The following is a 21,749-nucleotide window of genomic DNA, read 5'->3' as shown; positions in this document are numbered from 1 at the left end:
TTTCAGGATTGGCTGGTCTAGGCATGGGTTAATATATGACCGGTCGTCTTATTATCGTCAAGCAGTTTTTTGGTGTGGGCATCGGTTCGTCCGGTTGAACTGCGTCTCCAGCCGCTGAAACTACCGGATAGACGAGGCATGCCGTTGACGCCGTCCAACGCGCTCTTGGCTGCTCGCGGGGCGGGTTCACCAGTAAGCTTCACTGCCTGGCTGACGCCCTCGGACGACCGCTCGCTTTCATCCTAACCAGCAGCGAAGCGACAGACTGCAAGGCGTATGATGCATTAATCGGCTTGCCCGAGCGCACGCCCGACGCCCTGCTCGCAGACAAGGGATACGATGCCGAGGCCATTCGTGCCGACCTTGCCGATCGGAAGATCGAGGCCGTCATTCCAGGTCGCTCAAATCGTCGCGTAAAAATCGAGCATGACCGCGCTCTACAAGCAGCGTAATCGCATCGAACGCATGTTCGGTCAGCTGAAGGTCAACCGCGCCATCGCCACCCGCTACGACCAACTTGGCCAGCAGTTTCCTCGGAATGGTCCATCTCGCCACCGCCAGATACTGGCTCAAATTTGTCCACGCCGCCTAGGCTAGCTGTCATCCTTCCAGATCACCCGCCGCACCATGCGGATTTCAACAAGCCGCCTCACGCGTATCTTCATGCCCTCCAATGCGCTTGGCAGCAGGATATCCACGTCGAGCTCGCGGCGTTTGCACCGCTCGCAACGCATGTGCCGGGCCACGTCCCAAAACGGAATGTCCCCGACGAGCTTGGCGAGGTCCCCCGGCAGGTAGTGGCGGGTGATGTTGCAGTTGATGCAGCGGACGCGGATCAGCTGCCCGACCTCATGCGCTCGGCACAAGGTCTGCTCAAGGCGGCGCGGTCGTCTGCTCTGTTCCGGCATGGCCAAAAATAGGAACCTATTCCTCGCCGAGTCAATTCGCTCTTGACATTTTCGTTCCCTTTTTGTTCACTGGCCATGCAGCGTTTGGAGGAATTGCCGTGGATCGCATTGTCACACTCAACAGCCGTCAGGAGGCCGCCCTCCAGGCCCATGCCGAGGACTTCATCGCAGTCTACAAGGGCGACGTGATGAAGGCGCTCAAGGAAATGATCGTGCTCAACGGGCACCTTCAAGAGCGGCTCGACGCGCTCTCGGCCCCGCGCAGAGCGAGCAGCTAGGGGAGGGACCGCAAATGGCCACGATGCACCTGGACGCTGAATCCAAAGCGGAGTTGCACGCCGAAGCGGAGAAGCTCATAGCCCGCTACGAAAGCCCGCTTGAGACCGTGAAGGCGCTGATGGCCTACAACTGCGAGCTTGAGACCCAAATCCTCGCTCTCGCCCATAGGTATCCGGGGCTGGTGGCGATCAGCTACGACCCTACGCCGCCCATAGTCGTGTGATCGCCATGACGCGCCTGGCAGGGTGAATGCCGCTTATTTGAATTGGGACGAGTCGAAGCCGGCGATAGCAGCGCTCTTCCGCTTGGCGCCGTTCAACTTCAGATCGGGCTTGCCCGTAGGCCGTTGCTGGCAGGCGCCTGTTGATCCATGCCAAATCGCAAGATCGGTCGAGCGCGCCATATCCCGAAGGGCCTAGCTGATGTCGCCACGGAGGACGAGACGGTGAAGGCGGCACTTGAAAACTACCATGCCCGGATGCAGCGGGTGCTGGACCACATAGACCGGCATCTCGACGACGATCTGGGTCTGGAAGCACTGAGCGGCGTCGCGGCGTTCTCGAAATACCATTTCCACCGGCAGTTCATGTCCACCTTCGGCTTGTCCGTGCATCGCTATGTCCAGCTCGCCCGCATGAAGCGCGCTTCGTACCGGCTGGCCTACACGGATGCCCAAAGCGTCACGGACATAGCGATGGATGCCGGTTACGACGCACCGGATGCCTTCGCCCGCGCCTTTCGGCAACGGTTCGGGCAATCGCCGTCGTCGTTCCGGAAGTCTCCCGAATGGGAGCCGTGGCTTGCGGCCTTCGGGCCTCTCGACAACGCCAGGAGCAAGCTCATGCAGAAGACTTTTACCACCGACGACGTGACGATCCGCGATGTGGCCCCGACGCCGGTGGCGATCATGCAGCATCGGGGCGACCCTGCGATGCTCGGCGCCACCATCCAGCGGTTCATCGCCTGGCGCAAGGCCGCCGGCCTGCATCCCAGGACAAGTCCGACCTTCAATGTCTGGCGTTCCGAGAGGCGTCCTGCGTCGCCTGCCGATTACAGCGTGGACCTTTGTGTCGGGACCAGCCAACCGATCGAGGCGAACGACGAACACATGAAGGCGGGCGTGATCCCCGGCGGACGCTGCGCGGTGCTGCGTGTCGTCGGCAACACCCACAATCTGGAGCCTGCCGCACTCTACCTCTATCGCGACTGGCTGCCGGCCAGCGGCGAGGAAGCGCGCGACTTCCCGATCTATTGCCAGCGGCTGAGCTTCGTCCCGGAGGTGCCGGAGCATGAGACGGTCGCGGAGCTATTCCTGCCGCTGAAATAGAACCGCTCCCATCACATCTCCGGCGGCTCCACCAGCGAGACACCGTTCAGGCCGGCGATGATATCCGACAGCGCCGGCACGAACTTCTTGCCATGGCCGGTCGCGACCGCGGTGGCAAAGCCGTTGCGCACCGCCGCACCGATCGGGTTGGCGACATCGGCGGCCTGGGCGAAAGAGGCGAGATAGGTCATGTCCTTGAGCGCATTGACGATGGCGAAACGCTGGGCGTTCTCGTTGCGGGTCAGCACGAAATCGAAGAAGGCCTGGTAGAAACCGCAATCCATGCGGCTGCCCGAAATGACGCTGTTGAAGACCTGCGGCGTCAGCCCGGCCTTGGCGCCGAGCGTCAGCGCTTCCGAATAGATCGCCGAATAGCCCATCGAGACGAAATTGTTGAGCAGCTTCATCGTGTGGCCGCTGCCGGTCGGGCCGGTGTGGACGACGCGCGCCGCAAACGCCTCGAGCACCGGCCGCGCGCGGGCGATCGCCTCGGCTGGGCCGCCGACCATGACGTCGAGCTTGCCCTCGGCCGCTTCCTTGGGCGTGCGCGCCAGCGGTGCATCGATCAGCGTCACGCCAAGTGCCGCGAGGTCAGCCGCAAGCGCTGTCGTCGAGGATGGATTGGAGGTCGAGCAGTCGATGACCAGCAGCGGCTTGCCTGCCGCGGCCAGGCCATCCGGCCCCTTGACCAGCATTTCGACCTCGCGCGAACCGGTGACGCACAGGATGACGACATCGCAGGCGGCGGCGAGCGCGCGCGCGCTTGCCGCTTCGGTGGCGCCGGCTGCGATCAGCCGGTCGGCGGCGGTGCGGCTGCGATGCACGCAGACCGCCAGCGGCCAGCCCTTGCGCAGCAGATTGTCGGCCATGCCGGCGCCCATGCTGCCCAGACCAATGAAGCCTATGCGTTCTTTCATGCAATCCTCCAAATGGCCCACGTTGGCGGGCCGCATTTCGTCACCTTGCGGCGGGCACCTGTCGATGCAATCCTTTGAAGAAGAATCGGCCGTTGCCGAAGAATCGGACCGGAGGCCGTATCCCCCGATGGCGGAGCCCATGCTTTTCGATGCCATACCGCAAGCGCCCAATCTGCGGACCGGGCTCGTCAACACGCTGATCGCGCAGATCGAATCCGGCGACCTGGCGCCGGGTCAGCGCCTGCCGACCGAGCAGGAGATCGTCGCCGCCACCGGCGTCAGCCGCACAGTCGTACGCGAGGCGCTCGCCGCACTGCGCGCCCGTGGCCTGATCACCACGCGCCAGGGCCTCGGCGCCTTCGTCGCCAAGGATCCGCTGCCGAGGACCTTTTCCATCCTGCCGGACGATCTTGAATCGATCGACGAGGTGCTGCGCGTGCTCGAACTGCGCATGGGCATCGAGGTCGAGGCGACCGGGCTTGCCGCCGAGCGGCGAAGCGATGCGGCGCTCGAGCAGATGGGTTCGCGGCTGGACGCGCTGGAGGCGGCGGTGCGCGCCGGCGGGTCGGGCTCGGAAGAGGATTTCGGTTTCCATCGCGCCATTCTCGCGGCGACGCAGAACGCCAATTTCACCCGGCTGTTCGACACCTTCGGCAGCGCCATGATCCCGCGCCAATGGATACGGCTCGACCGGATGACCCTGCCCGAGCGGGAGAAATACCTGGCACGCATGCAGCGCGAGCACCGCGCCATTCTCGCCGCAATCGAGGCCAGGGATGCCAACGCGGCACGGCGCGCCATGCGCAGCCATCTGACCAAGAGCTATGCCCGCTTCGAGGAGTTGCGCGACAGGGCAAGCCACGACTGAGCACTTGCCGCTCATCCCGCCACGCCGAGATAGAGTTCGCGCATCAGCGACATGTCGCGCAATTCGGCGATGGGTCCCGAGACGACGATGCGGCCGTTCTGCATGAGATAGCCGCGCGACGCGACGGAGAGCGCCAGGCCGGCATTCTGCTCGACCAGCAGCACAGAAGCGCCGAAGCGCTCGCCGATGCCGAGGATGATCGCCTTGATCTCCTTGACCAGCAGCGGCGACAGCCCGAGCGACGGTTCGTCGAGCAGCAGCACGCGCGGCCCCGTCATCAGCCCGCGCGCAATGGCCAGCATCTGCTGCTGGCCGCCGCTCAGCGAGCCGCCCTTGTCGCGCCGCTTGGTGGCAAGGATCGGGAAGAAGGCAAGCATGGTTTCGAAATCGGCTTCCACGGCGGCATCGTCACGGCGCGCATAGGCGCCGAGACGCAAATTCTCCTCGACGCTCATCTCGACGAAGATCTTGCGCCCTTCCGGCACCAGCACGACGCCGCGCCTGGCCATGACATCGGCGGCAAGCCCGGTCACCTCGGCACCGTCGAACGAAATGCTGCCGGCGCGCGGCCGGATCAGCCCGGCGATCGCCTTGAGCAGCGTCGACTTGCCGGCGCCGTTGGGGCCGAGGATGGTGACGATCTCACCCGCCCCGAGCGTCAGCGAAACGCCGCGGTTGACGATGGTCGGCCCGTAGCCGGTGACGACATCGGAAACGGCGAGCAGGTTCACAGATCGCCTCCCAGATAGACTTCCAGCACCTTGGGATCGGCAAGCACCGCCTCGGTCGGCCCATCGGCGATCTTGGAGCCGAAATCGAGCACGGCGAGGCGCCGGCACAGCATCTGCATCAGCTTCATGTCGTGGTCGATGACGCAGACGGATATGCCGTGGCCGGGAAGCTGGCGGACGAGACCTACTAGAGCGGTGGTTTCGCGGTCGTTGAGGCCTGCGGCGGGTTCGTCAAGCAGGAGCAGCGACGGCCGCGTGGCGAGCGCCAGCGCAAGGCCGAGCAGGCGCAGGCTGCCGAACGGCAGCACGCCGGCCTTCTCATTGGCAACCGCGCTCAGCCCGACGAAATCGAGCAGCGCCTGCGGCGTCGGCCATGGGTTGGCGGTGCCGCCAGTCCCCACATGCTCGCCGGCGATGCGGACATTCTCCAGCACGCCAAGTCCGGCAAAGGCCATCGCCTGCTGGAAGGTGTAGCCGATGCCGGCCCGCGATATGGCATACGGCTTGAGGCCGGTGATGTCCTGACCGCGGAACAGCACGGTGCCGCCGCTCGGCCGGTGCACGCCGGTGACGACATTGAACAGCGTGGTCTTGCCCGAACCGTTCGGACCGACGACACCAAGGATTTCACCCTCTTCGATGGCGAGGTCGACGCCTGCCAGTGCGGTGACGCCGCCGAACTGCTTGCTCAGGCCGCTGATCGCCAGGATCGGGCTCATCGCCGCGCCTCCGAGGGGGTCGCGTTGCGCTCGCCAGTCTCCGGTTTCGGCTTGCCCGACAACACTGCACGAAGTGCGTGCACTATGCCGCCGATCAGGCCGTCGGGCAAAAGCATGATCACCGCGATCAGGCAGACGCCGTAAACGATGCGCGACTGGACCGGGTCGAGGTTGAGCACTTCCGGCAGGAAGGCGACCAGGATGCCGCCGGCGAGCGGTCCCTCGATCAGGCGGGCGCCGCCGATCATGACCATCAGCGCCAGGTAGATGCTGGGGAAGGAGGAAAACTGCGACGGCGAGATGTGGCCGAGGAAATAGGCCAGCAGCACGCCGGAGATGCCGGCAAAGACGCCGCTGACGACGAAGGCGCCGATCTTGTGCCGGCCGACATTGATGCCGAGCGAGGCGGCAAGCTTCTCGTTCTCCCGGATGGCCCGCAGCGTGCGGCCATAGGACGAGTTGATGATCGCCCAACTCGCAACCGCCGCGGCCGTCACGAAGGCCACCACCATCAGGTAATAGCGCGTCAAATCGCTCATATCGGCGCCGAACAGTGTGACCGGGCCGGCGAGGTCAAGTCCTGTCGCCGCACCCGTATAGTCGCCGCCATTGGTGAGCACGATGGCCAGCAACTGCCCGAAGGCAAAGGTCATGATGACAAAATGGTGGCCGCCGACCCGCAGCGACGGAATGCCGACGATCATCGCGAACACGGCACTTGCCAAAGCCGCCGCCGGCAGTGCTGCCCAAAACCCGACGCCAAAGTCCCGCGCCAGGATCGCCGCCGCATAGGCGCCGACGCCGACCAGCGCCGCGTGCCCCATCGACAGGATGCCGGTCTGGCCGAACAGCACCGACAGGCCGTAGAGCGCGATCACATTGATGCCGGCCGAGATCGCCAGCGACAGGAAGCGGTTGCTCGGCGAGAACAACGGCACCAGCGCAATCAGCGCCAGGATGACCAGCACCGGCAGCAGCGATCGCAACGCCTTGAAGGTGGAACCCCCGCGATCCTGGTGGAGGCCTTCCTTCATGACGCCATCCGGGGTCCGCTGGTGCCGCCGAACAGGCCGTGCGGGCGAACGATCAGCACCAGGATCATCAGGGCGAAGGAATAGGCATCGGTCCATTGCGAGAAGCCGTAGCCGGCGCTGAAGCCTTCGACGATGCCGAGGATGAGCCCGGCGGCGACGGCGCCATAGATGTTGCCGAGCCCGCCGATCAGCGCCACGGCAAAGCCCTTCATCACCATGGTGCCGCCGGTGAACGGCGTGATCGGAAACAGCGCGATCAGCAGCGCCCCGCCGAGCCCGGCCAATGCACTGCCGAGCACGAACACGCCGGTGATGTAGCGGCGCACCGGAATGCCCATCAGGGCCGCCGTATCGCGGTCCTCGACGCTCGCCCGCAAGGCACGGCCGTAGCGGCTTGCCGTGATCATGCGGAAGCTGAGCGCCACCACGGCAATGGTGATCGCGATGACCATGACCCGCACCGAGGCGATGCGCACGCCGCCGACCTCCCAGACCGTGGTCAGCGGGCGCGGAATGCTCTTCTGGTTGGGGTTCCAGAACAGCACGACGACATGCTGCAGCACGACGATGAGGCCGAGCGAGACGATGAAGCCATTGGTCGGTCGCTCCAGCGTGAAGCGGAAAAGGCCGCGCTCGAGGATGTAGCCCATCAGCCCGACCGCCAGGATCGCCAGCACCACCGCCAGCGGGAAGCCGAGGCCGGCGCTGACCGCAAGCCAGGTGACGATGCCGCCGATCATCAGGAATTCGCCATGGGCGAAGTTGATGATGCCGGTCAGGCCGAAGATCAGGGTGACGCCGATGGCGATCAGCGTAATCACGCTGGCGATCGAAAGCCCGTTGAGGATCTGCTGTATGAAGATGTCCACGGCTCGCTTCCGCTGTTGACGTGGTGGGCGCTGTTGACGTGGTGGCCGGCGATCCGGCCCTGCCTGCATTCCGAGAGGCATGAGTTGGCGGCGCGATGACGACGCCGCCAACTCATGGCACGGGTTGGCCAGATCAGCTCTTCGGCGCTTCAGCCGGTGGCTGTTGCATCGAGCAGGAGATGGCGCCGCCGGGTGCCGCGGCGCAGACTTCGGTGGCATGGGTGACCTGATGGGTTGGATTGAAGGTCAAATCATCCGAGACGACGCCCTGATGGTGCAGGGTCAGCAGCGCCTCGACCGTCTTGTCCGGATCGAAGCTGCCGGCCTTCTCCCAGGCTTCGGCGAGGAAGTGGACATAGTCGTGGTAAAGCAGCGACACCGACGAGGTCACGCCGTGCGGCGCGCCGGCGTCGAAATAGGCGTCGAAATAGGCCTTGGCCTTCGGGTTGGACGACTCGCCCCAGCATACCGGCACGCAGCTCATCGCCACCGGCACGTCGGCCGAAAGCTGCTTTTCCTTCCAGATGCCGGGGTCGACGCCGAACAGGAAGTAGCTCTTGGCGGCTCCCAGTTCGAGCGCCTGCGGCAGCGCCGTCAGCGTTGAATCGCCATTGTACCAGAAGTGGATGATATCCGGATTGAGGCTCTTGGCCCGCGTCAGGAACGGCGAGAAGTCGGTCGTGTCAGGCGGATAGAAGATGATGTCGGGGACGTCCTGTCCCTCGGCCTTCAGCGCCTTGAAATAGTAGGACGACAGGAACTGGCCGGTGGCGTCGTTGCCGACGATCATGACCGATTTCTTCGGCTTATAGCCAAGCAGCGGCTCGAGCAGCGTGAGCACGCCGCGCGCGGTCGATCCGGACCGCTGGAACTCCTGCGGCTCGGACTGGAACAGATAATGATCCTCGCCACCCGGCTTGACCGAGTCCGGTGTCAGGATTTTCGCCAGCGTCGAATTGCCGGCGAAATGGATGATCTTGGCCGGCTGCGTGATCTTGGCCATGGCCAGCGTGAAGTCATGCGTTTCCGATCCGAAGATCGCCTGCACCTTGACGTCGCGCACCAGTTCCTGGGTGGCGGCGATTGCGGTCGCGATATCGGTGCGGTCGTCGCGTTTGACCATTTCCAGCTTGTAGTTCTTGCCGCCGACATTGATGCCGCCGGCATCGTTGATCTGTTTCACGGCAAGTCCGACGCCTGCCGGCAAGGTATGGCCGGCGGAAACGAACGAGCCCGACTCCGCCGCGACGACGCCGATCTTGACGATGTTGTCCTCGGCCAATGCAGGATGAGCAAGCACGCCAAGGCATAAGGCCGCCGACGCGCCCATTTTCAGAACGGTTTTCAACTTGAGATCCTCCCGACTCCAAATCATTGCAGTCTTACCGGGTTGTCATACAACCCTGTTATCTGGTAAATCCAACGAACGGGGATGTCAATCGCGTTGCCATGCGATAAAAGGCGGCCCGCAGATCAGCAATCACCACCAAGCCGCAGTTAGGAACAGGACATGCAGTCACGGAAATTCGGCCGTACCGGCCGCCACGTCAGCGAGATCGGCTTCGGCTCATGGGCGATCGGCGCCGCCTGGGGCGAGGTCAATGACGACGATGCGGTGGCCGCCCTGCATGCCGCCCTCGACGCTGGCGTCACCTTCATCGACACCGCCGACGTCTATGGCGACGGCCGTTCCGAAAAGCTTATTGCCAGGGTGATGAAGGAGCGCGGCGGCGAGCGGCCGTTCATCGCCACCAAGGCCGGAAAGCGCCTGCCGGAGCAAACTGTCGAGGGGTTCAGCCAGAAGAACCTGACCGACTGGATCGACCGCAGCCTGAGATATCTCGAGGCCGACACGCTCGATCTGGTGCAACTGCATTGCCCGCTAACCGACCTCTACTATCACCCGGAAGTGTTCGAGCGGCTCGACCGTCTCGTCGAGCAAGGCAAGATCCGCAACTATGGCGTCAGCGTCGAGCGCGTCGAGGAGGCGCTGAAGGCGATGCAGTATCCCGGCGTCGTCAGCGTTCAGATCATTTTCAACGCCTTCCGCCAGCGGCCGGCGGAACTGTTCTTCGACCTGGCGAAAAAGAACGATGTGGCGATCATTGCTCGCGTCCCGCTGGCCAGCGGCTTGCTGTCGGGCAAGTTCAAGGCCGATACCAAATTCGAAGACAGCGACCACCGCAAATTCAACCGCCATGGCGAGGCCTTCGACGTCGGCGAGACCTTCTCGGGCGTGCCCTACGAGGTTGGGCTGGCTGCGGTCGAGCGCATCCGGCCGCTGGTTTCCGGCGACACGACGATGGCCAAATTCGCCCTGCGCTGGATCCTGATGTTCGACGCGGTCACGGTGGTCATCCCGGGCGCCCGCAATCCGGCACAGGCGATATCCAATGCCGAAGCGGCGGACCTTCCCCCGCTGTCGGATGAACTCATGGGCAAGATCCGGGATATCTACGACCAGGACATCAAGCCCCATGTGCACCAGCGCTGGTGATCGAAGGCCCGCAAGCCCTCGTCAGTTCACGGCGCGGCGGACCTGATGGCTGGGGCAGGCGTGTTCGCCCTCCATCAGTTTCCCCGCCCCAGCCGACTTCGCTTAGCTGAGCTACCCGGCGGCTTGCGAGATGAGCTGGGCGATCTCTTGCGGGTGAGAGATCAGCGACAAATGGCTTGCCTTCACCTCGATGGTCTTTGCGTTCATCCGCTTTGCCATGAAGCGCTCGAGATCCGGGTTGATCGTGCGATCCTCGGTCGAGACGGCATACCAGCTTGGCTTCGAGCGCCAGGCCGCTTGCGTCGTCTTTCCGGTGAAAAGCTCGTCCGAGATCGGCCCCTGGACGGCATAGAGGATGCGCGCCTTCTCGTGAGCAATATCGCCGGCGAAATCCCGCAGGAACGCCTCCTCGCTGAGCTTGCCGTAGCCTTCGGACCAGACAAGGCCAGCGGAGGCGGGCGGCGCCGCAAAGGTCTTGGCGAGCGCCGTGTAGTCTTCGCCCGCGTCCGGAGCGCGCGCCGCGACATAGACGAGCGAGGAAACCTTCGGATCCATCCCCGCTTCGGTGATGATCATGCCGGCAAAGGAATGTCCGACAAGTATCGTCGGTCCATCCTGGAGCGCGATCGCTCGCCGCGTTGCATCGACGCCCGCCTCCAGCGTGGTCAGCGGGTGCTGGACGACGGTTGCCCTGAAGCCGGCCTGCTGCAGGATGCCAACCACTTCCGACCAGCACGAGCCATCCGCATAAGCGCCATGGACCAGCACGACATTGCGGGCCTTGGGGCCTGTCTGCGCTTGCGTCTTGTGGGAGCCGGCCAACAAGCCCGTCGCCACCCCGGCGACAAGTGCGGTGGAGAAAGTACGCCGATTTATCATGATCGTGAATTCCTTGGGCGGTTGGAAGATGGGGATCTGGTTTGTGCCGAAACCTTGGCCGAGACGAGTCGCAAGCGCTTTGTGCCCCACTGCGCCTTCATTACAGCCGTCACCGCTTCGTGATCGCCTGCCACGGGCTGCGTCCTTCAGCAATGCATTGTCCCTGCGACTATCCACAGGTTCGCCCGGCTATTTCGATGCGTGGGGCGGTGGCGTAGAATGACATACAATTCGGCGGGTCTGCAGCCCGCCGATGTCTGGGGAACGAAGTGGAGAGCTTGATGCGCAACACGATGCTGGGCTTCGCGGCACTTATGCTGGCCGCGTGCCAATCGGCTCCTGAAGCGCCGCAATCGGCCGCTCCCGAACCTGCGGCCATCGCGCCCCTGTCTACCTTGGATCCGGCCGCCGCTGCTCCTGGTTCGGCAACAATGGATCAATCCACAACGATCACCCCGCCAGCGAAGGGCGTTCCTGCAAAGTACGCCGCATTCTCGGGCATGTGGGCTGGACGGTTGGAGGGGACATCCGAAGCCAAAGTCGCTGTGCAGACGATTTCTCCCAGAGGCGATGTGACTGCCACCGTTGCGTGGGGCAATCTGGGCGACAACAGTCCCGGAGAGGCAGCCGGCGCTGGAAGAATTTCGGGGAGTACATTGAAGCTCAAGCGCCTCCCGAATGGCGCGGACGTCAGTCTTGTGATGCTGCCCGAAGGAACCTTGGCCGGGACCGTTGCGCTTGCCGGCCAGACCTACACGGGCCCGTTCATCAAGCAATGATCACAGAACCATCCAACCGGCCGCATTGATTGCGCATAGCCTTCCGGTTCACCTCGGACTGTTGAAGCGTTCCGATGGCCACCGTGAAGGGCGCAACAGACGCCATCGCCTTGACGCAGCCTCTTCTTCCCGCGGCTTGATTGGAGCGGCCCGGCATCCCTTCTGTTGGGATGAGCTAGGACACCGGGCCTAACCGACAGGATGCCTGTGAGGAACAATGCCGCCGGCTGGATAATTTATGCGCCTCCGCTAATGTAAAGTGAAGCCATCCGAACGAGGGAACGCAACGGTCCGGTGATGACCGGCAAACCGGTGACGACCTGCATCGTGAGCGTGTTCGAGAAGCCTAGCTGGCGTACCGTTTTGACGACGAAGGACAGGCGAAGGCTTTTTATCTCGCCAGGGAGATCGGAGACGAGGTGCGGACCGAAGAGGTCACGCCAAGAAGCGAAAACTGAAAATGGCCGGCACCTGTTGGGCGGGGGGCCTGGTTGGGGTAAAGGCGCCGGCCAGGCGGAACAGGTCCGCCACCTGAACAATCTAACAGACGGACCGCTGGCGCCTATGGTGTTATCGCGGAAGCAGGGCCGGACACCGGTGGACCCCGCAATGGGTACCGCCGACGCTCACATGGCGGTTTCGCGCCCGCTATCCCTGACACTTGATTTCTCGACGGGAGACTTCGAGGGACCAGGCGTCGTATCCCGATACGCGTTAGCTTTCGATATATTCGTGCTCGAATCCAGCAAACTTCGTCAGGCCCGGTTGATCGAGCACGCGCACCTGGCCTTGGCGGAATTCGAGAAACTTGCGCTCGCGCAGTTCCCGCAGCATTCGATTGACATGTATCGGAGTGAGGCCGAGAGCGTCCGCCAGATCGTACTGGGTGAGAGGGCATTCAAAGCTGTTCTGGGCAACAGAGCCGGTCCGTTCCAGACGCGCCTTCAGTTCGAGGAAGAGATGCGCTGTCCGCGCCAAGGCGCTGCGTCGTCCTACATTGGTGAGATGTTGAGCGATAACCGCTCCGTTGTGCACGAGGGTTTCGAGAACAAGGGAGAAGAGATGGGGCGATTGCATGGCAGCAAGGGTAAATGTCTTGGTCGAAGCCACCAGCACCGTAAGTTCGGTCTGAGCCACAAACGTTTCAAGGGCGCTGCCCGAGTACGATTGAGGCAGGACGATATCGCCTCTCAGTGCAAAATCCAGGATCTGTCGCTGCCCGCCGGCGAGTTCATGGGATCTACAGCCCCAGCCCGACTCGACTATGAACATGCGATCGCTGTCCTCGCCCTGATTGACGATGACCGTCTCCGCCAGATAGCGCTTCGGCGTGAATCCCAACGTCTTGATAAGCGCCGCATCGTCGTCGTTAAGTCCGACATACGATGGACGATTTTCATTCCCGCGCGAAAAAGGATGTGAAGCGTACGTCATCTATAGCCCCGCCCAATGCCCCAAAGTACCTCCCTCTGATGGAATGTACATCAAATTTGATGTGATGAGTATCCGTTGATGGCAAACTATCGATCGGTGTAGCGATGGCGCTTTTCGATGAAAATGCGCAGGTTCCACCGGCTCGCCACCGGCACGCTTCGAAATTGGCATGTGGCGGCAGGACTAGGTTTTGTTTCTCTTGAAACTTTCCCGCATGGAGTCGACGATTTCGCTGGCAATGAGACAGCTGCGATTGTCGACCTGATCGGCGGCATTTCGTAACGTCGTCGACGCGTCCTTCAGCAATCCTCTGATCTCGGCCGCTGACAACAGCTCGGATGCTTCGAGTTCCAGCAGCACGGATTCACTCACGTGCAGCGCGGCAAGCGCCACCGCTCTCGGCCTGGTAGCAAGCAGTTTTAGGAGGTCACCGCTGGCCCTGGCACGCGCTTTTTTTTTTGCCATAGTTGCGTCTCAACCGTTCGGACATGAAGGTTCATAGGCTCAAAATTACAACGCCTCGACGAGTTTGCCGCAACTCCAAGATCGGAAGAGGTCGCCCAATGCCTCTCTTTGAGGCATCCTGTAAGCATACTATCCCGGTTTGCAGCCACGACACAGAGGCACGGGATACCGAATTAGCCGTAGTTACCACCTCCCTACCACCTCTGGGCTACCGTGGTTACAAGCCGACGCAGGAGAAAGCATAGCTGCTCGTAGCCTCTTTGGATTGGCGTCGCTCAGGTTCGCCGTATACGACCACAGTGGCACGAACATCGTATCCCAGGATCGGCGCATTAGCGGCGGCTGAGGACCTGCTTCAGACCTGTCTTGCCCACATCCAAAGCTGGAAGCGGGAAAGGTTCGACCTGTCCACCGGTCTTGTCCAGATACTGCATCAACGCCGTCACCAGATGGTAGAAGATGCTTGCCGGGACTTCCGTCGCCACGGATCTTCCGCGCTCGTCGATCCTGTCGACCCACAAGCCAAGCGGTGCGGGATCGATATGCCATCTGAACAGGCGCGCGACGCGAGCTTCGATCTCGGGTTTCAGATCAGGCCCGCCAATGCCGTCCAGGGCGGCGGCTGCCTTGACGGCTTCGCATTGCGGCCAACTGCGGGAGAACCGGTCGAGAGGCATTCCCTGCCGCGATACGGCTGCGTAAGCCAGACCTGTGGCTCGGTTCAATCCACTGGCGACCGCCGATGAATAGAGCTTCCTGGCGTAGGCGACCAGGTCTTTTTGCCCGCTCGCCCGCGCGAACTCGACAAGCAGCGAGGCCCATTCGAAATGATGCCCTGGTTCGGTCCATTGTCCTTTGTCTCCCGGCAAGGGCAGCCAATCGGCGTCGAAATATTCCCCAAGCGTCCAGCTTTCCTGGTCGAAGAAATGGCACCGGAAGAGATCGATGACGCGTGCCGCCCGTCGCAGATAGGCACGGTCGCCGGTGACGCCGTACCAAGCAAGAAAGGATTCCAGCATGTGCATGTGCGGGTTCGAAGACCGTGCCCCGTTGGAGCCGGGGCTCTCGAGGAACCCGGTCAGGCTGTCGTCCTCGAGATGGGTGTCGACGAAATGAAATGTCTGTTGTGCAAGCCGCAGGGCGTCCTGATGGCCGCATCGATGAGCATGAGCCAGCGCCAGGAGCACGCAGGAATGATCGTAGGCGTCCTCCGTCGGGTCAGCCACGCTGCCGTTGGCATTGAGCGTGCGCACCCAGCCGCCACGGTCGGTGCGGCCGTATTTCGCGATGAAGTCGATACCGTGGTCGATGAGTTTGTCGGCCGGTCCAGTCCAGCCGCGTTCCTTGGCCACCGCGAAAGCATAGATTTGGCGAGCCATCGTCCGCATGCGCTTGGGTTTGCCCAACGGCCTTCCATCGAAGCCGAGAGCCTCGTGGAAGCCGCCATGCACATCGTCGACACCGGCAGTGGACCACAGTGGCAGGGTTTCTTCGAAGAGCCAGTGTTCGACACGCTTGCGCCATGAGCCGCTGATGATGACCCGGTCTTCCGAGGCGGTGAATTTGGTTTCGAGGCGTCCGCTCTTCTCCAGCTGTTCGACGACCTTCTTCACGTGCTGACTGTGGCTGACCGGGGCGACGAACACCGCGTCCGGCGTCGCCACTATCGCTACATCCTTCATTCCGACGACGGTCAGCAGCCTGCCCTGGCTTCTGAGGTAGGAGTTGCCGCAATCCATGGCGACGATGTCGCCCATGACGACGTTGCCGTCGCCGTCGGTCGGGCTGGCTTCCAGCAGCGATTGCCAAGATCCAAGGTCGTTCCAGCGGAAGGAAGCCGTGACCATCGCGATGTCGCCCGCATGCTCCATGATCGCGTAGTCGATCGACGTCGAGGGGACAGCCAGGTAGAAGCCCTGTGGCAGGTACAGACCCGAGACCTCGGTCCGCGCTGTCTTGTAGGCCCGTTCCGCAGTCTCCCAGATGTCCGGCTGGAAATCGAGAAAGGCCTGCCGCATGGCGTCGGCACGGAAAAGGAAGATGCCGGCGTTCCAGTAGAATCGTCCCGACGCCAGGTATTGGCGGGCCGTCTCGGCGTCTGGCTTTTCGACAAAACGCGAAACGGAGGCTACTCGGTCACCATTTGCCGTGGCCTCGATGTAGCCATATCCGGTTTCGGGATGCGTCGGCTTGATGCCGAACACGATGATACTTCCTGCATCGGCGGCAGGCACGCCCGCCTCGACGGTTTCCCAGAATTGCGCTTCGGTCGAAATCTGATGGTCGGACGGGACCACCAGCACAAGCGTGTCGGCGCCATGTTCGGAGATCGTTTGCAGGGTGGCTATGGCGACCGCGGCGGCGGTATTGCGGCCGACCGGCTCGAAGATCGGTCTGCCGCCGTTCAGGCCGAGCGGAGCAATGTCCGAGATGACGCGGTCGGCATGCCGTTCGGACGCTATCAGGTAGATCGGCGTCTCACCGTCCGGCCGCGCCTTGAGGCGTCGAACAGTCTTCGCAAGCATGGAGCCGTCGCCCGAAAGGTCGTGGAATTGCTTGGGATTGTCTTCGCGCGAAAGCGGCCACAGCCGTGAGCCGACGCCCCCGCTCATGACGAAACTTACGATCCGGTCCGGCATGGTCCAATTCCTCTCAGCCAATACCCATCAGAATGTCTGGTTGTAGGCTCCGACCTCTGGATTGCGGCGCAGCACGGCATCGAGAGCCTCGAACATCTCGCGGCGTCGTTCCGACGAGACGGGGCTTTCCACCACGACGACAATCTCCGGTTTGTTCGACGAAGCCCTGACCAGACCCCATGTGCCGTCCTGGGCAACCACGCGCACCCCATTCACGGTGACGAGATTGGCCAGCGGCTGGCCGGCGAACTCGATCCCGTCCCCCTTCATTTTCGTGAATTCCCCGACAACTTTCGCGACCACGCCGTATTTCACCTCGTCCGGACAGTGGGGCGACATGGTCGGGGTGCCGAAGGTCAGCGGCAGATCGCGGTAAAGGTCGGCGAGTGTCTTACCCGGGTTGCGGTCGAGCATCTCGCAGACGGCGATCGCGGTCAGGAGCCCGTCGTCGTAGCCGCGTCCAATCGGCGGGTTGAAGAAGAAATGCCCCGACTTCTCGAAACCAGCGATGGCATGGAGTTCGGCAACACGCCTCTTAATGTAGGAGTGCCCGGTCTTCCAGTAATCCGTCCTTGCACCGTTCTGCAGGAGGACGGGATCTGTCATAAAAAGGCCCGTCGACTTGACGTCCACGACGAAGGCGGATTTCGGGTGCAGGCCGGAGATGTCTCGCGCCAGCATGACGCCGACCTTGTCCGCGAAAATCTCGTTGCCTTCGTTGTCGACCACGCCGCAGCGGTCGCCGTCGCCGTCGAAGCCGAGCCCGACATCGGCACCCGTCTCCAGAACCTTGTCCCGGATCGCGTGCAGCATCTGCATGTCTTCGGGATTGGGGTTGTAATGCGGAAAGGTGTGGTCGAGCTCAACGTCCAGCGGGATGACTTCGCAGCCGATGCCTTCCAGCACCTGCGGTGCAAAAGCGCCGGCGGTTCCGTTGCCGCAGGCCGCCACCACCTTCAGCTTTCGGCCGAGGTTCCTTCCGGCAGTCAGGTCTTCGATGTATCTCTCGCGAAATCCGGACACGAATTCATAGCTTCCCCCGCCTATGAGATCGAAATCGCCGTCCAGCACGAGCGCTTTCAAAGCGGTCATCTCGTCGGGCCCGAATGTCAGAGGCCTTTGCGCTCCCATCTTCACGCCGGTCCAGCCGTTCTCGTTGTGGGAGGCCGTCACCATGGCCACCGACGGAGCGTCGAGCGCGAACTGGGCGAAATAAGCGGTGGGAGAAAGTGCCAGGCCGATGTCCTTGACGCGCGCGCCGGCCGCCATCAGGCCGGAGACCAGCGCCATCTTGATCGCCATGGAATAGCTGCGGAAATCATGGCCAGTGACGATGTCCGGGCCAACGCCCATTCGGCGGATCAGGGTGCCGAGCCCCATGCCGATCGCCTGCACGCCCATCAGATTGAGTTCGGGTTCTTTGTCCGAACCTGGCTGCCCGAACCACCAGCGCGCGTCGTATTCCCGGAAGCCAGTGGCTTTGACCAGGGCGCTGGTTTCGAAGGCGAATGTGTTTGGCCTGGCTTGGCCGACTATGGTCACGGTCACGGTTTCCGCTCAGCAGTTACAGGCGAATAGTCCTAGCACGCTGCCGGACGCAGCCCCCTTCATGAATTCGAGTAGCCCTAACGCGCTGGTTTGCACCCCCTCATCCAATAGGAGCATGACCGCCGATGGCCGAAAGGATGTCTCGTCCAGGCAATGGGGTCTTGTATTCTATAAGGTGCGTCCTGCTCGGGCGCCGACGAGAAAGGTGGGCTGCAAGATGCCGCTGACCGCATTCAAGTACCCGTTCCGCGAGGATGTCGACGAAAGGCGGTTCGGTCGCCTGGCTCGGCTTCTCGAGCTCATTCAAGTGGAAATCGAAAGGGAATCCGCGGCACTGCGTCCGTCCGTGGAAAGGATGACGGACTGCGCCGCGTTCGCTTTGGAGGCCATGGAAAATGGCGAGAGCCCCGAATGCATATCCGAGCGGATCGATTCCCTTGCGCGCGACCTGGCACTCAGCCGCGGACGGCAGGCCTTGCTGGAACAGCAGAAGTCTTTTGTCGACAGGACCAGAGCAGGGCTGCCGGGCATTCTCCCTTCCCATAGGGCGTAGGTCCCTACGCCAATTGGCGGCGTTTAACCTTCCCTGACGCAGGCGTAATCTTTTCGCGGCAAGTCTGGGATCGAGGGGCCTCAGCTTTCAATGAAAACATCGGCTGAATGTCATCGACCGCCAGCATGGGGACCGCCTGCATGGGAACCGCCTGCATGGGGACGGCGTGCGCGCAGGATTTCCCGCACGCCTGCAGGAGAATTTGAATGAACCGCATGTTTCCCAATCAATGGCCTCCGGCAGCGGACCAGCAGGCTTCCGTCAGTCAGGAGTTTATTGGCCTCTCCGACATAACCGAATTTCTGCGGCACTACGTTGGAACCATCTTCGCCTGCCTTGCTGCGGCTCTCTTGGTGGCCGGGTTCTACAATTCGACCACCGACCCAACTTTCATCGCCAGCGCGCAGATTCTGATCGAGCCGAAATTGCCACAACACTTGCAGGAGGGTGGCGAAGTAGATCTGTCGTTGGACACCGCCCAGGTGGAAAGCCAGATAGCAGTGATGCAGTCGGAAAAGATCGCCGCGATGGTCCTCGACCAGTTGAAACTCGTCGACGACCCCCAGTTCAACCGTCCGCAGACTCCGACTTTGCGGGAGAGATTCAAGAAGATAGGATCAGTCCTGCTCGATGCTTCCGAGCTTAGGAAGAGCGCCTGGCTGACGTCGCTTGCGCAGCATTTTGGCCAAGGCGTGCCTGAAACACCCGTGACGCTGACCGATTACCAAAAGTCCCGGCGCAGCATGTTGATTTTCCGCAACGGCCTCGACGTCCGCAGAGTCGGCGTTTCCTACGCGATAGACATATCCTTCACCTCTCTCGATGCCGAAGGTGCAGCCAAGGTTGCGAACGCCACGGCCGATGCCTTCGTGCGTGAGCAGATCGAAACCAAGGCCGACGCGGCAAGGGAAGGCGGCGCGTGGCTCGAGATGCGCCTTAAGCAACTGCGCACCCAGATGAACGAGGCCATGGCGAAGGCGCAAGAGTTCCGGTCACGGCACGACTACAGCGTCGGCGGTGAAGCCACGGACGAAGGTGGGGCGAACGCAGTGCCGACGCTCGAAGAACTCGAGGTGACTGCTGAAACTTACCAGAAGATGTACGAGAGCTTCCTGCAGGCCTACACCAACTCGGTAAGCCAGCAGTCGTACCCGGTCGCCGACGCAAGGGTGATCACAGCTGCGACGGCGCCGCTCTATCCGAGCACTCCAAGGCCGAAGCTGATGCTGGCCTTCGCGGCGGTTGCCGGCCTCATTTTCGGCATCGGACTTTCGTTTGTGAGGCATACGTTCGACTGGACCATCAGGTCAGCACGACTCATCCGGGAGAATTTGGGTGTCGAATGCGTCGGAGAGCTGCCGCCCACCACCAAGAGAAGGGAATCCGGCCACCTCGACGAAGTCGCAAGATATCCGCACTCCAGATACAGCCACAGTCTCAGGAAAGTGCGAACCGAAATCAGCCTTGCGGAAACCAGCCGCCCGATCAAGTTGCTTGGGCTGACGGCTGTATCCAACGACAGTTCGAAGAGCTCAGTCGCCAGCAATCTTGCCACGCTGTATTCGATGTCCGGGCTGAAGACGCTGGTAATTGACGCCGACATCAGGCGACCGACACTGACTACGCGGCTGCTCGGCCCGTCGGGCGCCCTCGACAAACCGTGCCAGGACCCCGTCCGGCTTAATATCGTCCGCGCTCCTGGGCGGCCGTTCGACTTGCTTCCAAGTTCGGTGGTGGATGCCAGGCACCTGCTGTCACCAAGCAACATGGAGGCGTTCCTCCTGGATCTGACCGCTCGCGACCTTGCCGCCTACGAACTTGCTGCCTACGACATTGTCATCCTGGACCTGCCGACGCTTGCCTCGGGAGCCGACGAATTGATTGTCGGATCCGTCCTGGATGGCGTCGTCGTCGTTGCCCAGTGGGGCAAGACACATGTCCAAACGTTGCGGGAACTCGTCAGGACGCTGCAGGCCAGCAGGACGCCCATCCTGGGCGTGCTCCTGACGAAGGCCCGCGCGATGAAGTCCAAGCCCCGCATGAAACTGGTGGCGAGACATTCCTCCCTCGGAGGTCGCAAAAGCGTGTAGGGGGATCATTCCTTGGGATTAGGGGGTAGCCCTGGAGCGTCACGCTACCTCCTTTGCCTTTCTTGCCGACAAGCCCCGACCTTGGAAGAGTGATCGGAACAATTCGAACAGCAACCGTCCCATGTCAACAAACACCTTCGAGTCGCATCAGGGAACCCCGATCTGGGTTCAGCCGCCTCTTCCCGTGGCGGCTGACAGCCGAACGGCAGTCCTGCACGTTGTTCCTGCGCCCGACCACAACAGTGCCGGGGCAGTATTGACAGACCTGTCGCCCGCCATCAGGACGGGAACGACGAACCCTCCCATCGGAGGTCTCCTGAAGCGGCTCATGGATCTGGTCATAGCGGGCACGGCGCTTGTCATGGCTGCGCCTGTGATGATCGTCGTTGCCCTGCTGATCAGGATCACGGCAGGAGGCCCGGCAGTGTTCTCGCACAGCCGTATCGGGTTCGGGGGAAAGCCATTCGATTGCTATAAGTTCCGCTCGATGGTTGCCAATTCGGAAGAAGTTCTGAAAGCATATCTCGAAGCCAACCCGCATGTCTGCAAGGAGTGGGAAGAGACCCACAAGATCAGGAACGACCCTCGCGTCACGCTGCTTGGGTGGATGCTGCGCAAGTCGAGCCTCGACGAACTCCCCCAGCTCTTCAACATCATCCGTGGCGACATGAGCTGCGTGGGCCCAAGGCCCATCGTAAAGGACGAACTCATACGCTACGGCGACCACCTGGGGGAATACCTTCGGACAAGGCCGGGACTCACCGGTCTCTGGCAGGTGAGCGGAAGAAGCAGCATGGACTACGCCAACCGCGTGGCGCTCGACAGCCAGTATGTGCGGAACTGGTCGATCTGGCTCGACATCGTGATCTTGTTCAGGACGATTTTCGCAGTGATGCGCTTCGACAGGGCTGCCTGAAGTCCCGACCGCTCACCCTTCCGTCCGCTTCCAGTGGACGGACAGCGACAGGCCGACGATGTAGGCGCAAGCCAATACGAATGCCAGGATCAGGAATTTGGTGACGGTCACATGGCCGGGCAACCCAAGGCCATTCCAGGCAAAGCTTCCGATCACAAGCAGTGCGGTAGCCGCGATCAGGGCGGGAGCCTTGAACCGCAGTCCCAACAGAACGCCCCCCGCCGATACAGCCACGACACTCATGAGCACCGAAATCTCCAATGATACCCGCAGCACTGATCGACTCACTGCGGCAGG

22 protein-coding genes and 1 pseudogene are annotated in these 21,749 nt (G+C 62.2%); 10 read left to right on the top strand and 13 right to left on the bottom strand.

All coding sequences use genetic code 11. From position 1 onward, the window contains the following. Positions 1–155: 155 nt before the first annotated feature. Positions 156–592: pseudogene (locus AC1D08_RS07750) on the top strand (IS5 family transposase); the annotation flags it as partial. A gap of 1 nt (position 593) precedes the next feature. Here AC1D08_RS07750 and AC1D08_RS07745 read toward each other — a convergent pair. Then, the gene (locus tag AC1D08_RS07745) at positions 594–908 is read right to left on the bottom strand and encodes a hypothetical protein (RefSeq protein ID WP_477422907.1); all 315 of its coding nucleotides are present in this window, start codon (positions 906–908) and stop codon (positions 594–596) included. A gap of 98 nt (positions 909–1,006) precedes the next feature. On the opposite strand from AC1D08_RS07745, the gene AC1D08_RS07740 reads away from it, so the two are divergent. From AC1D08_RS07740 to AC1D08_RS07730, 3 genes are all read left to right on the top strand, one after another. Further along, positions 1,007–1,186, top strand: coding sequence for a hypothetical protein (locus AC1D08_RS07740; protein WP_457152746.1), 180 nt, complete (start codon positions 1,007–1,009; stop codon positions 1,184–1,186). A 14-nt stretch (positions 1,187–1,200) separates the two neighbouring features. Next, positions 1,201–1,410: a hypothetical protein gene (locus AC1D08_RS07735; RefSeq protein ID WP_457152745.1), complete on the top strand. Its 210-nt coding sequence runs from the start codon at positions 1,201–1,203 to the stop codon at positions 1,408–1,410. 222 nt (positions 1,411–1,632) lie between these two features. Next, positions 1,633–2,514 (top strand): AraC family transcriptional regulator, encoded by an 882-nt coding sequence (locus tag AC1D08_RS07730; RefSeq protein WP_457152749.1) that lies wholly within the window; start codon positions 1,633–1,635, stop codon positions 2,512–2,514. 11 nt (positions 2,515–2,525) lie between these two features. On the opposite strand, the gene AC1D08_RS07725 is transcribed toward AC1D08_RS07730, so the two are convergent. Further along, positions 2,526–3,431, bottom strand: a complete 906-nt coding sequence (locus tag AC1D08_RS07725; RefSeq protein WP_457152744.1) for an NAD(P)-dependent oxidoreductase — start codon at positions 3,429–3,431, stop codon at positions 2,526–2,528. A gap of 127 nt (positions 3,432–3,558) precedes the next feature. On the opposite strand from AC1D08_RS07725, the gene AC1D08_RS07720 reads away from it, so the two are divergent. Continuing rightward, on the top strand, positions 3,559–4,299 hold the full coding sequence (locus AC1D08_RS07720) for a FadR/GntR family transcriptional regulator (protein WP_184871733.1): 741 nt from the start codon (positions 3,559–3,561) through the stop codon (positions 4,297–4,299). Positions 4,300–4,310: 11 nt separating this feature from the next. On the opposite strand, the gene AC1D08_RS07715 is transcribed toward AC1D08_RS07720, so the two are convergent. From AC1D08_RS07715 to AC1D08_RS07695, 5 genes are all read right to left on the bottom strand, one after another. Then, a complete protein-coding gene (locus tag AC1D08_RS07715) occupies positions 4,311–5,030 on the bottom strand; it encodes an ABC transporter ATP-binding protein (protein WP_457152743.1) in 720 nt (239 codons plus the stop codon). After that, positions 5,027–5,749, bottom strand: a complete 723-nt coding sequence (locus tag AC1D08_RS07710; protein ID WP_457152742.1) for an ABC transporter ATP-binding protein — start codon at positions 5,747–5,749, stop codon at positions 5,027–5,029. The genes AC1D08_RS07715 and AC1D08_RS07710 overlap by 4 nt, the downstream gene beginning before the upstream one ends. After that, the gene (locus AC1D08_RS07705; protein WP_457152741.1) at positions 5,746–6,783 is read right to left on the bottom strand and encodes a branched-chain amino acid ABC transporter permease; all 1,038 of its coding nucleotides are present in this window, start codon (positions 6,781–6,783) and stop codon (positions 5,746–5,748) included. The genes AC1D08_RS07710 and AC1D08_RS07705 overlap by 4 nt, the downstream gene beginning before the upstream one ends. Next, a complete protein-coding gene (locus tag AC1D08_RS07700; protein ID WP_184871729.1) occupies positions 6,780–7,652 on the bottom strand; it encodes an ABC transporter permease subunit in 873 nt (290 codons plus the stop codon). Before AC1D08_RS07700 ends, AC1D08_RS07705 begins: the two co-directional genes overlap by 4 nt. A 133-nt stretch (positions 7,653–7,785) precedes the next feature. Further along, positions 7,786–9,000, bottom strand: coding sequence for an ABC transporter substrate-binding protein (locus tag AC1D08_RS07695; protein ID WP_477422886.1), 1,215 nt, complete (start codon positions 8,998–9,000; stop codon positions 7,786–7,788). 162 nt (positions 9,001–9,162) lie between these two features. Between AC1D08_RS07695 and AC1D08_RS07690 the strand changes: the two genes are divergently transcribed. Then, positions 9,163–10,149 (top strand): aldo/keto reductase, encoded by a 987-nt coding sequence (locus AC1D08_RS07690; protein WP_457154285.1) that lies wholly within the window; start codon positions 9,163–9,165, stop codon positions 10,147–10,149. A gap of 111 nt (positions 10,150–10,260) precedes the next feature. On the opposite strand, the gene AC1D08_RS07685 is transcribed toward AC1D08_RS07690, so the two are convergent. Beyond that, positions 10,261–11,031, bottom strand: a complete 771-nt coding sequence (locus AC1D08_RS07685; RefSeq protein WP_477422905.1) for an alpha/beta fold hydrolase — start codon at positions 11,029–11,031, stop codon at positions 10,261–10,263. 278 nt (positions 11,032–11,309) lie between these two features. Between AC1D08_RS07685 and AC1D08_RS07680 the strand changes: the two genes are divergently transcribed. Next, entirely contained in the window at positions 11,310–11,807 is a 498-nt protein-coding gene (locus AC1D08_RS07680) for a hypothetical protein (protein WP_457154286.1), read from the top strand. A gap of 714 nt (positions 11,808–12,521) precedes the next feature. Here the strand turns inward: AC1D08_RS07680 and AC1D08_RS07675 are convergent. The 4 genes from AC1D08_RS07675 to AC1D08_RS07660 form a co-directional block, all read right to left on the bottom strand. Next, a complete protein-coding gene (locus AC1D08_RS07675) occupies positions 12,522–13,241 on the bottom strand; it encodes a Crp/Fnr family transcriptional regulator (RefSeq protein ID WP_477422884.1) in 720 nt (239 codons plus the stop codon). A 183-nt stretch (positions 13,242–13,424) separates the two neighbouring features. Next, a complete protein-coding gene (locus AC1D08_RS07670) occupies positions 13,425–13,706 on the bottom strand; it encodes a hypothetical protein (protein ID WP_143748636.1) in 282 nt (93 codons plus the stop codon). Positions 13,707–14,038: 332 nt separating this feature from the next. Continuing rightward, positions 14,039–16,345 carry an AGE family epimerase/isomerase gene (locus AC1D08_RS07665; protein WP_477422882.1) on the bottom strand — a complete coding sequence of 769 codons (2,307 nt, stop codon included), beginning with the start codon at positions 16,343–16,345 and terminating at the stop codon, positions 14,039–14,041. A 27-nt stretch (positions 16,346–16,372) separates the two neighbouring features. Further along, on the bottom strand, positions 16,373–17,893 hold the full coding sequence (locus AC1D08_RS07660; RefSeq protein WP_477301083.1) for a phosphomannomutase/phosphoglucomutase: 1,521 nt from the start codon (positions 17,891–17,893) through the stop codon (positions 16,373–16,375). A gap of 217 nt (positions 17,894–18,110) precedes the next feature. On the opposite strand from AC1D08_RS07660, the gene AC1D08_RS07655 reads away from it, so the two are divergent. From AC1D08_RS07655 to AC1D08_RS07645, 3 genes are all read left to right on the top strand, one after another. After that, positions 18,111–18,446, top strand: coding sequence for a hypothetical protein (locus tag AC1D08_RS07655; RefSeq protein WP_457154860.1), 336 nt, complete (start codon positions 18,111–18,113; stop codon positions 18,444–18,446). 206 nt (positions 18,447–18,652) lie between these two features. Beyond that, entirely contained in the window at positions 18,653–20,536 is a 1,884-nt protein-coding gene (locus tag AC1D08_RS07650) for a GumC family protein (RefSeq protein WP_477225776.1), read from the top strand. A gap of 121 nt (positions 20,537–20,657) precedes the next feature. Then, a complete protein-coding gene (locus AC1D08_RS07645) occupies positions 20,658–21,452 on the top strand; it encodes a sugar transferase (RefSeq protein WP_457155505.1) in 795 nt (264 codons plus the stop codon). Between the two features lie 12 nt (positions 21,453–21,464). Here AC1D08_RS07645 and AC1D08_RS07640 read toward each other — a convergent pair whose 3' ends face one another. Then, entirely contained in the window at positions 21,465–21,701 is a 237-nt protein-coding gene (locus AC1D08_RS07640) for a hypothetical protein (protein WP_477225777.1), read from the bottom strand. Positions 21,702–21,749: the final 48 nt, after the last annotated feature.

This window comes from Mesorhizobium sp. P2_E6, assembly GCF_056403835.1.
The sequence above is the reverse complement of the archived record's forward strand: the minus strand, read 5'-3'. Positions and strand labels throughout refer to the sequence as shown.